This window comes from Halorubrum sp. Atlit-26R (genome assembly GCF_003666015.1).
Classification (GTDB): domain Archaea; phylum Halobacteriota; class Halobacteria; order Halobacteriales; family Haloferacaceae; genus Halorubrum.
The window spans coordinates 105,548-114,036 of sequence record NZ_QPLT01000012.1; the positions used below are offsets into that span (position 1 = coordinate 105,548).

Sequence of the window (8,489 nt, forward strand, 5' to 3'; positions counted from 1 at the left end):
TTTTGAACGACACCCGCGCAGTGGTGATATGTTGATCACCGTCTCCGGCCCGCCCGGCAGCGGGAAGAGCACCAACGCCGTCCAGCTGGCGGACGCGCTCGGCCTCGGGCACGTCTCCGGCGGCGACATCTTCCGCGAGATGGCGGCCGAACGCGACATGACGCCCGTCGAGTTCAACGAGTTCGCCGAGGAGGACCCCCAGATCGACCGCGACCTCGACCGCCGGCTCCGCGAGATCGCCGTCGAGCGCGACGACGTCGTCCTCGAATCCCGGCTCGCCGGGTGGCTCGCCGCCGATCACGCCGACTTCCGCTTCTGGTTCGACGCGCCGCTGTCGGTCCGCGCGGAGCGGATCGCGGAGCGCGAATCGAAGGACGTCGACCGCGCGCGAACGGAGACGGAGCGCCGCGAGGCCTCCGAGGGCAAGCGGTACGAGGAGTACTACAACATCGACATCGAGGACCTGTCGATCTACGACGCCGCGTACAACACCGCTCGCTGGGGGCCCGAGCGCTTCCTCGACGTCCTCGTCGCCACCGTCGAGGCGTACGACCCCGACGACGACGAGGGGAAAGCGCCCGTCGAGGGCGTCGTCTACGACTTCTGACTCCCCCACCGACCGCTCCGCATGACTGACGCTTCCGACGCCGACGCTGACGCCGACGAACGCGCCGACGGCGAGAACCTTCTCAGAGCCCCGCCGGTAGAGCGTTCGGTACCCGAACTGCTCCGGTTCGGCGTCGTCAACCTCGACAAGCCGGCCGGCCCCTCCTCGCATCAGGTCTCTGCGTGGGTGCGGGACGCGATAGACGAGACGCTCGCGGCGCTCGATCCCGAAGGTCCCGCGACCGGCGGCGTCGCCCACTCGGGTACGCTCGACCCGAAGGTCACCGGCTGCCTCCCCACTTTGACCGGCGACGCGACGCGCATGGCGCAGGTGTTCTTGGAGGGCACCAAGGAGTACGTCGCGGTGCTGGAGCTCCACGGTTCGGCTCCGGCCGACTTCCGGGAGGTCGTCGCCGAATTCGAGAGCGAGATCTACCAGAAGCCGCCGCGGAAGAGCGCCGTGAGCCGTCGTCTCCGGACGCGGACGATCCACGACCTCGACGTGCTGGAGCTCGACGACCGGCAGGCGCTCCTCCGGATCCGCTGCGAGTCGGGGACGTACGTCCGGAAGCTGTGTCACGACGTCGGGCTCGCGACGGGGGTCGGCGCGCACATGGGCCACCTCCGCCGGACCGCCACCGACCCGTTCGACGACCGCAACCTCCACACGCTTCAGGACCTCGTGGACGCGCTCGCGTGGGCCGAGGACGGCGACGACGCGCTCCTCCGCGAAGTGGTCCGCCCGGCCGAGGACGGCGACGACGCGCTCCTCCGCGAAGTGGTCCGCCCGGCCGAGGACGCCCTGACGCACCTCCCCGCGGTGACGGTCGCGCGGTCCGCCGCGCGCAGCGTCGCGACCGGCGCGCCGGTGTACGCGCCCGGCGTGATCGACGTCGACGACGCGGCGGTCCCGACCGGGGACGACGACGCGTTCGACGGCGACGCCGACCCCGAAGACGCCGAATCGCCGCTCGTCGCGTGTTTCACGCCTGACGGCGTCGCGGTCTGTCTCGGTCGTGTCGTCGGCGACCCCGAGGCGGATAGCGGGACGGTGGTCGAGTTAGAGCGCGTTCTTTTATAATCCCGCCTTACCCGAACTCGGGTATGGACGAGTCGGACGCGGACGGGGACGCGGGCGGACGGATAACGCTGGGGAGCGCGAGCGCGGCGCCGGGAACGCTCGACCGCGGCCGGCTCTCCGTCGCGAAGCTCCCGACGGGTGGCTCGGAACGCCTCCCGGTCGTCGTCGCGAACGGGGCCGCCGACGGGCCCACGCTGTGGCTCACGGGCGGCGTCCACGGCGACGAGGCGACGGGTGTCGCGGTCGTTCAGGACGCCGTCGCGGCCTTCGACGACTGCCTCGCCGACCTCGCGGGCGCGGTCGTCGCGGTGCCGGTCGTCTCCCCCGCCGGACTGCGCCGGAACGCGCGGGAGACGTACTACGCCGACGAGGACCCGAACCGCCACTTCCCCGACGTCGACGCGGAGTCGGCGCGCCCGCCGAAGCTCCAAGAGCGGATCGACGCCCGCCTGTACGCCGCGATCACGGGCGAGATGCCGGCCGACGCGGACGAGTCAGCGGACGATTCGAGCGAGTTCGCCGTCGAGACGGTCGGGACGAACGCGGCCGCGGACGCGCTGATCGACTGCCACACCGCCGGCGTCGGCAGCGAGCCCTTCGCCATCCGCGACCGCGTCCTCTACGGCGACCGGCGAAGCGAGTCGGAGGCGGCCGCGCTCTCCGAGGAGCTCGGCCGGCTGGTCGACGCGTTCGGCCTCCCGGTGATTCGGGAGTACCCCGCGGCCGAGTACGTCGAGGAGAACCTCCAGCGGTCGACCGCGGGCGCCGTGCTCAACGAGGCCGGAATCCCGGCGTTCACGGCGGAGTTGGGCGCGCACAGCGTCGTCGACGACGCCCTCCTCGACGCGGGCGTCGCGGGCGTCTTCGGCGTCGCGGTCGAACTCGGGCTGTTGGCCGCCGGCGACGCGCCCGAGTCGATAGCCGAGCCCGGCGTCGGCGTTGATCCCGCTCCCGTCGAGTTCCCCGTGCGGCGCTTCCGCGGACCGACGACCGACGACTCCGGCCTCGTCCGGCACCGCGTCGCGGCCGGCGACGCGTTCGCCGAGGGCGACGTGCTCGCCGACGTGGTCGACGCCGCGGGCGCGGAGCGCGCGACGGTCCGCGCCGACAGCGACGGGTACGTCCTCGGTCGGTGCGAGGGTCTCGCCGTCTACGAGGGCGACCCGATCGGCAGCCTCGCGGTGCGGGACGACGGCGACCTCGTGGTCCCGCGGGACGCCGACGAGGAGTGAAGCGAAGTCCTTAATTACCGGACCGTCGTTTTTCAGCGTGTAGTCAGGGACCGTGGGGTAGTGGTATCCTATGCGGATGGGGTCCGTATGACCTGAGTTCGACTCTCAGCGGTCCCATACAAATTCTTGTTGACTCTCATTATCGAGAGTCTTGACGCCTTCTAACGTCCGAAAAACGCATTCGGGGGGTGAGCTATTGACCGCCAAATCGGCGATTCCGACGAAACCGCGCAGTGCCGGTACTGTTATAATGATATTTCGAACGTAGTCCGAATAGTATGGTCGCGTTAAGTTACGAAGAAACGCAAGACGGCGAGAGTATTCGTCAAGTTCGAAAAAGCTGAGTTATAAACTCAAAATAGGTAGTAACTCCGCGAAGAACCGGATCTGCCTTCTCAGTTCTCTTTCCCGTTGATCCACAGAACACGATTGGCTACATCATTCGAAAATACTTCTGTAAAATCGCATGACGGAAGCGATGGTGGTACTAACTTAACGCGACCAATAGTATTTGCTGAAGCCAGCGATGGCCGCTAGAGCGACGTTTTATGTTTTCTCGGTTGATACGCGCGGGTATGGCACAGTCGTCGGTTCGGATCGTGACCGAAGTTCACGACGAGCCGCACATCGAGGGACGGCGCGTGACCGTCCGGCGGATTCAGGGGCTCGTCGAGGGGGCCGGCAAGTCGGCCGAGGAGGTGGCCGACCAGCTCGACCTCGACGTGGCTGACGTGTACGGTGCGCTCCAGTACTACCACAGTCACCCCGACGAGATGGCGGCGGTCGAGCGCCAGCGGGCGGAACGCGAGGCCGCGGCGCGGGAGGCCGGAGCGGTGTCGTTCTCGGAGCTGAAAGACGACGAGAGCGCGTAACTGGATGGAGTATCGGGTCCTCGTCGACGAAAACACGAGTCCGCGGGTCGCGGAGACGCTCCGGGGAAAGGGCATCGCCGCGGATCACGTCCACGAGGCGCTTTCCGAAGGCGTCGACGACGAATCGATCGCGGCCTTCGCTCGCCAGGGGGGCTACGTCGTCCTCACGCACGACACCGATTTTTTCGACGCGGAGACGCGAGGGGACGTGCCGGTGCTCTACTACGCCGACGATACGATGGACACCTACGCGATCGCCGACCGCGTCGCGGCGGTGACCGAGTTGGTGCCGGAGCCGACCGACCTCCCTCCGATCGTGAACCTCAACGAGTGGGGCTGAACGTCGTGATCGGAACGCACGAGTAGGTCGAGACGGACCTGATCGAGCACTTCGTGCCGGTCGCCGTCGACGAGGCGGGCGGCTTCGCGAACTTCCGCGAGACGGCGACGAAGACGAACTCACTGGTCGACCGGCTGAAAGCGATCGAGGTGCCCGACGTCGACGACGTGGCCGACGACTTAGAGAACTACTTGGAGACGAAGGAGCACGCCGACGAGCTTGACGCGAAGATCGAGCAGACGGACGCGCTGATCGACAAGATCGTGTACGAGTTGTACGGGCTGACCGACGAAGAAATCGAGATCGTTGAGGAGGCGGTGGAAGAATAGGATCCGAAAGAACTTGCCGGGGAGCAGCTGGTTTGGTGGTTTCGGAGCCGATGTTAATAGCCTATTCAGATTCGATTGATGTACCAATCTCTTCAGCACTAAACGCACTCACGAAGTCGTAGCAACGCTCCCGTAACTCCGAACGGTCACGACGTGGCGACCTGTCTACAGCCTGCTCGCGAGCAATATCTCGGATAACCTTCCGAAGAGAACAGTGGTCGCTGAACGTTGGCTGTTCATCTTTTTGTGCGGTATATTTGATCCACGTCCACCCATCAGAGGCGATCCCGACAAGAGGGCGGTCTTCAGCCCGATCAAGGTAACTGATGGACTCAGATTGTGCCTTCTCAATCTTATTTGGAGCTTTGAGTTCACCGATTACTGTCACGTCGACGTTGGTAATCGTAAAGTCGGGAGTGTCGTCTCCGAGTCCTGTGTACCCCTTCGGCTGTGGCCGATATTGATAGCCAAGAGCCTCAGCAACGTCACGAATGAGATGCTCCTCGATGAATCGTTCCGGCCCCTGCTGGATCACTTCTCCTTCGAGTTGGGTGGACTCGTAGAGAACCTCATGGGCGTGTTCTCTCGGGACACGTCGGTCAAACTCGGTCGCGAATCGCTCGATTGAACGTATCACACGCTGAGCACGTGGGTCGTTCTGTGGTTTGTCGAAATCGGATTGGTCCATATGTATCAGTTCTTACCACCTTTCTTCATTTTCGGAACCCTATTCTACTATCTCTTCCAGAGGAAATTTCTCCAATGCTTGGCTCAAATGTAGGAGAATTACATATCAATCTTTAGATATTTGATACGCTCCATCAGTAGTATATCCGAACTCTGTTTCTTTCAGTGTAGCAAGTACATTTATTACTACCAAAGGACATTTCAGCCCAAGCACGGTGCGTCGGAGATAATCGGCGGGAACCCTGGATCTGTAGGTTCGAATCCTACTGAGGGCCTGAAGGCGGCTTGGAGAGTACCGTCGTCAATTTACTCCGACAAATGAGCAAGGAAATCATCACTTCCGGGCTTCTTGGCACCGTCTTTGCAACTACCGGCGTGGCGCTTCCGGTTGCCGTAGCGCTCATCGCGTACATCAGCATCGCGCTGAAGACCGCTGCCCTCACACCTCCGGCCGCTACAAAGCGAGAGACATCTATTCGATCCGGGGAGGAAGGAGCGCGCCGAGGAGCTCGACGCGAAGATCGAGCAGACGGACAAGCTGATCGACGAGTATGAGTTGTACGGGCTGACTGACGACGAGATTACTATCTTTGACGAGCCCGTCGAAAAGTGAAAGAAACAGCCTGCCAAGGGAACCCCCAACTATTAGATGATAGCAGCGACCACCATCAACAACTGAGTATCTCTTTCATGACCCAAATAAGCCAAATCCGCGTTTCTGGGTTCAAAGGTATTGACGAATTAGAATTGGAAGCTGGTGACTTCACGCTAATTACTGGAAAGAATAACGCTGGGAAGACTTCCTTGATGGAATCTATTGACCTACTGTTTAATCCGCAGAATCTCCAAAATTTTGGAAGCCATATTGATAGTCTAATCAATGCGAAAAATTCTACATGTTCAATTAGTTGTGAGTACAGGACAGACCCTCAAGCCTCCTTAGCTGAGTTTGACGGCGCCGATGGAGTCGCGCCAAACACCTATACAAGAGAGCTGGGCTTACGAGAACCGAACGAACAGGAATTAATCGACTTCTTTATCAGTAGTGTTCTTTCAATCATCTCCAATAGCCCTCAGTCGCACCATTATATTGATAGATTTCAGCAGCAGCAAATCTTAGAAAATGAGGGCGAGCAGATCTCGGATATAATGATCGAAGCTCTTCAAGATGCTGTGACCAACCTCCCTGAACAAGACCTCATACCTAGAATTGATGGCAATGCCATAGTACTCTCTGTCAACGGCGAGGAGTTTCCATTTATTTACTTGGGAGATTATTATAAAGAGATTCAATCACAGATTGTTAACAGAGCAAAAAATAAGATTATTAGCAAAATAAACTCTGAGGTACGGACAGATCTTATTGAGAACCCGGAGGAAATTGATCGAGCACTAAACGACAAATTGATCCGGCGTTTTGGAAGTGGAAAGTTTGTAGATGGTAAGCCCCCGCAAGTTGACGGTGTACAACTTCTCTCGGAATTGGTTCCACTTTCGCAAAGCAATATAAGTCAGGATACCGGAAACTCGGCAGTGAGATTTAGTGACATTAAAGATTATCTCAATGAGAATTCTATCTCAGAAAACATAATATCATTTTCCACAGATCAGTTGGTGTTCAAAGAGGATGGTGAGAAATATCCGGTCCCATATGAATTTATGGGAAGTGGCTTTCAAGCAATCACAAGGCTACTCTGGGAACTATCTGACCCAACCCGTAGTGGTGATGTTCTGCTATTAGAAGAGGCTGGAACACATATGCACCCAGGTTACGTTAGCAAACTGGTTTACAGGTTGGTTGAGATCGCAATGTCCGAAGGAATACAAATATTTGCGACAACACACAACATTGACTTTATAAGGTCTTTTTTCTCAGATAATATACGGGAAGAAGAAAAAACCTACTTAGAAAAAGAGTTTAAACTTTTACAACTCGGTGAGCCTATCGAGCAAATTTATGATTATGAGCAGGCACAGCATCATCTAGAGGAGCTTCAACTTGATCTGAGGGGACTATGAAGAGACTATTTCTGTCTGAAGGTTCGAATGACACTACATTCCTATCCTTATTCATTAAGGAGCACTATCCAATGTTAGATACCGATCGATTGGATATTTCTAACGGGGATGCGGGCTCAATGATGTACAAAGAATCAAAGAAAATCCGTGAGTTCAAAGATCCTCGAGATGATCATGAAGTTTTGATTAAGTCGGAAAATGGAGACGAAAATTTAGTCAGATTTCTTGGCTCAAAAATACCCGACCTGTTGAGGATGGATCTTGATTTTTATGTTCTAATTGACCTTGATGGGAAAGATGTCGCTTCTCGTCTTACACAGTTTGAAAATAAATTACAACCACATTCTCCCGGAAAGAGTTTTGACATTTCCTGTGGGAGAGAGATAGTCAAAACGCACTACATGGAATCGTATGTCGTTAATGTTCAGATCGATCGCAGAGACATTGGGAATTTCAATCTGTTAGCTTTTTGCGAGGATTTAGAAGATGCGGCAGACATAGGCGAAGATGAATCCGATCAGGATATAATTGAAGATAAAATATCGGATATACTTGAACGGAATCAAATTACAGCGCCGGTAAAAAGAGCTTTTAGTGACTGAGCAGCTGATATTTGTTCAGAACCCCGCCCACTCACCGGGCCGCGTCGCATGAGGCGGCCGCGGACCGGGCTCAGGAACGTCGAGTCCGGGATCGACTTCCTCGCTCAGGTACAGCCGGCCCCACGTCGCGATCGACCAGTAGGTCTCCACGCGACCGAACCCGAGATCGCAGTCCTCGCACTCAACCAGTTCGATGTCAACCAACACGATCGAACGGTTCAACGCCGGCGCTCTTAGATTCTGGTGTCCAACAGAAATGGAAATCCGACAGCGGTGATAACCGGGCTACGCGATTAGCTGAAGTCCCACGTCCGCTCGAAGATCGCGTTTCCGCTCGGGTCGTGAATTATTCGAACGACAGCCTCGCCGCCGGCAAACTCGGAATCACTGGATATTTGCCTTCGTTCACCGGTCTGCCAAGGGCCACCCCCAATGGACTCATTGACCCGCTCACCATCAACGGAAAGCGCGAGATCATCTCCATCAATCGACTGTCCGCCTGTTTTGGTGATGTTGATCGTGTCCGTGCTGTTGTCGTCGATCGTGAAAGTCGCCTGCGGTGCGGTGTCCCCTAACTGATCGCCCAGCCCGAGGCGTCGCGTTAAGTTAGAGGATGAGGCGCTCGACTTCAGAGTGTCTATGGCCGAAACCGAGCGCCTCAGCGAACGTATCGCGTGGATCGACTTGTCGTTTGTGGAGCGAGATCGAACGCCGCGATGGG

Annotated in this window: 10 protein-coding genes, 1 tRNA gene and 1 pseudogene; 9 read left to right on the top strand and 3 right to left on the bottom strand. The window is 58.1% G+C overall.

Annotated elements, in window-relative coordinates:
- The first annotated feature begins 28 nt into the window (after positions 1-28).
- The 7 genes and pseudogenes from cmk to DVK07_RS13890 form a co-directional block, all read left to right on the top strand.
- The gene (cmk, locus tag DVK07_RS13860; RefSeq protein ID WP_121597607.1) at positions 29-607 is read left to right on the top strand and encodes a (d)CMP kinase; all 579 of its coding nucleotides are present in this window, start codon (positions 29-31) and stop codon (positions 605-607) included.
- A gap of 21 nt (positions 608-628) precedes the next feature.
- The gene (locus DVK07_RS13865) at positions 629-1,687 is read left to right on the top strand and encodes an RNA-guided pseudouridylation complex pseudouridine synthase subunit Cbf5 (protein WP_121597608.1); all 1,059 of its coding nucleotides are present in this window, start codon (positions 629-631) and stop codon (positions 1,685-1,687) included.
- Positions 1,688-1,710: 23 nt separating this feature from the next.
- Entirely contained in the window at positions 1,711-2,919 is a 1,209-nt protein-coding gene (locus DVK07_RS13870; RefSeq protein WP_121597609.1) for a succinylglutamate desuccinylase/aspartoacylase family protein, read from the top strand.
- Between the two features lie 46 nt (positions 2,920-2,965).
- Positions 2,966-3,036: transfer RNA gene (locus DVK07_RS13875), tRNA-Pro, on the top strand.
- A gap of 458 nt (positions 3,037-3,494) precedes the next feature.
- Positions 3,495-3,791, top strand: coding sequence for a DUF433 domain-containing protein (locus DVK07_RS13880; RefSeq protein ID WP_121597610.1), 297 nt, complete (start codon positions 3,495-3,497; stop codon positions 3,789-3,791).
- 4 nt (positions 3,792-3,795) lie between these two features.
- A complete protein-coding gene (locus DVK07_RS13885) occupies positions 3,796-4,131 on the top strand; it encodes a DUF5615 family PIN-like protein (protein WP_121597611.1) in 336 nt (111 codons plus the stop codon).
- 29 nt (positions 4,132-4,160) lie between these two features.
- Positions 4,161-4,460 (top strand): annotated as a pseudogene (locus DVK07_RS13890) (restriction endonuclease); the annotation flags it as partial.
- Positions 4,461-4,521: 61 nt separating this feature from the next.
- On the opposite strand, the gene DVK07_RS22230 reads toward DVK07_RS13890, so the two are convergent.
- Entirely contained in the window at positions 4,522-5,148 is a 627-nt protein-coding gene (locus tag DVK07_RS22230) for a hypothetical protein (protein WP_147441161.1), read from the bottom strand.
- A gap of 608 nt (positions 5,149-5,756) precedes the next feature.
- Here DVK07_RS22230 and DVK07_RS13905 point away from each other — a divergent pair.
- Positions 5,757-7,166 carry an ATP-binding protein gene (locus tag DVK07_RS13905; RefSeq protein ID WP_147441162.1) on the top strand — a complete coding sequence of 470 codons (1,410 nt, stop codon included), beginning with the start codon at positions 5,757-5,759 and terminating at the stop codon, positions 7,164-7,166.
- Positions 7,167-7,237: 71 nt separating this feature from the next.
- A complete protein-coding gene (locus tag DVK07_RS22235; protein ID WP_147441163.1) occupies positions 7,238-7,768 on the top strand; it encodes a hypothetical protein in 531 nt (176 codons plus the stop codon).
- A 15-nt stretch (positions 7,769-7,783) separates the two neighbouring features.
- Here DVK07_RS22235 and DVK07_RS13910 read toward each other — a convergent pair whose 3' ends face one another.
- A complete protein-coding gene (locus tag DVK07_RS13910; protein WP_233565428.1) occupies positions 7,784-7,975 on the bottom strand; it encodes a hypothetical protein in 192 nt (63 codons plus the stop codon).
- A gap of 86 nt (positions 7,976-8,061) precedes the next feature.
- Positions 8,062-8,448, bottom strand: a complete 387-nt coding sequence (locus tag DVK07_RS13915; RefSeq protein WP_321166980.1) for a type IV pilin — start codon at positions 8,446-8,448, stop codon at positions 8,062-8,064.
- Between the last annotated feature and the right edge of the window lie 41 nt (positions 8,449-8,489).

Bases quoted from the DNA above. Each gene is read 5' to 3' on its own strand.
- DVK07_RS13880 (WP_121597610.1), top strand. From the start codon at position 3,495: ATGGCACAGTCGTCGGTTCGGATCGTGACCGAAGTTCACGACGAGCCG.
- cmk (WP_121597607.1), top strand. From the start codon at position 29: ATGTTGATCACCGTCTCCGGCCCGCCCGGCAGCGGGAAGAGCACCAAC.
- DVK07_RS22230 (WP_147441161.1), bottom strand. From the start codon at position 5,148: ATGGACCAATCCGATTTCGACAAACCACAGAACGACCCACGTGCTCAG.
- DVK07_RS13870 (WP_121597609.1), top strand. From the start codon at position 1,711: ATGGACGAGTCGGACGCGGACGGGGACGCGGGCGGACGGATAACGCTG.
- DVK07_RS13885 (WP_121597611.1), top strand. From the start codon at position 3,796: ATGGAGTATCGGGTCCTCGTCGACGAAAACACGAGTCCGCGGGTCGCG.
- DVK07_RS22235 (WP_147441163.1), top strand. From the start codon at position 7,238: ATGTTAGATACCGATCGATTGGATATTTCTAACGGGGATGCGGGCTCA.
- DVK07_RS13865 (WP_121597608.1), top strand. From the start codon at position 629: ATGACTGACGCTTCCGACGCCGACGCTGACGCCGACGAACGCGCCGAC.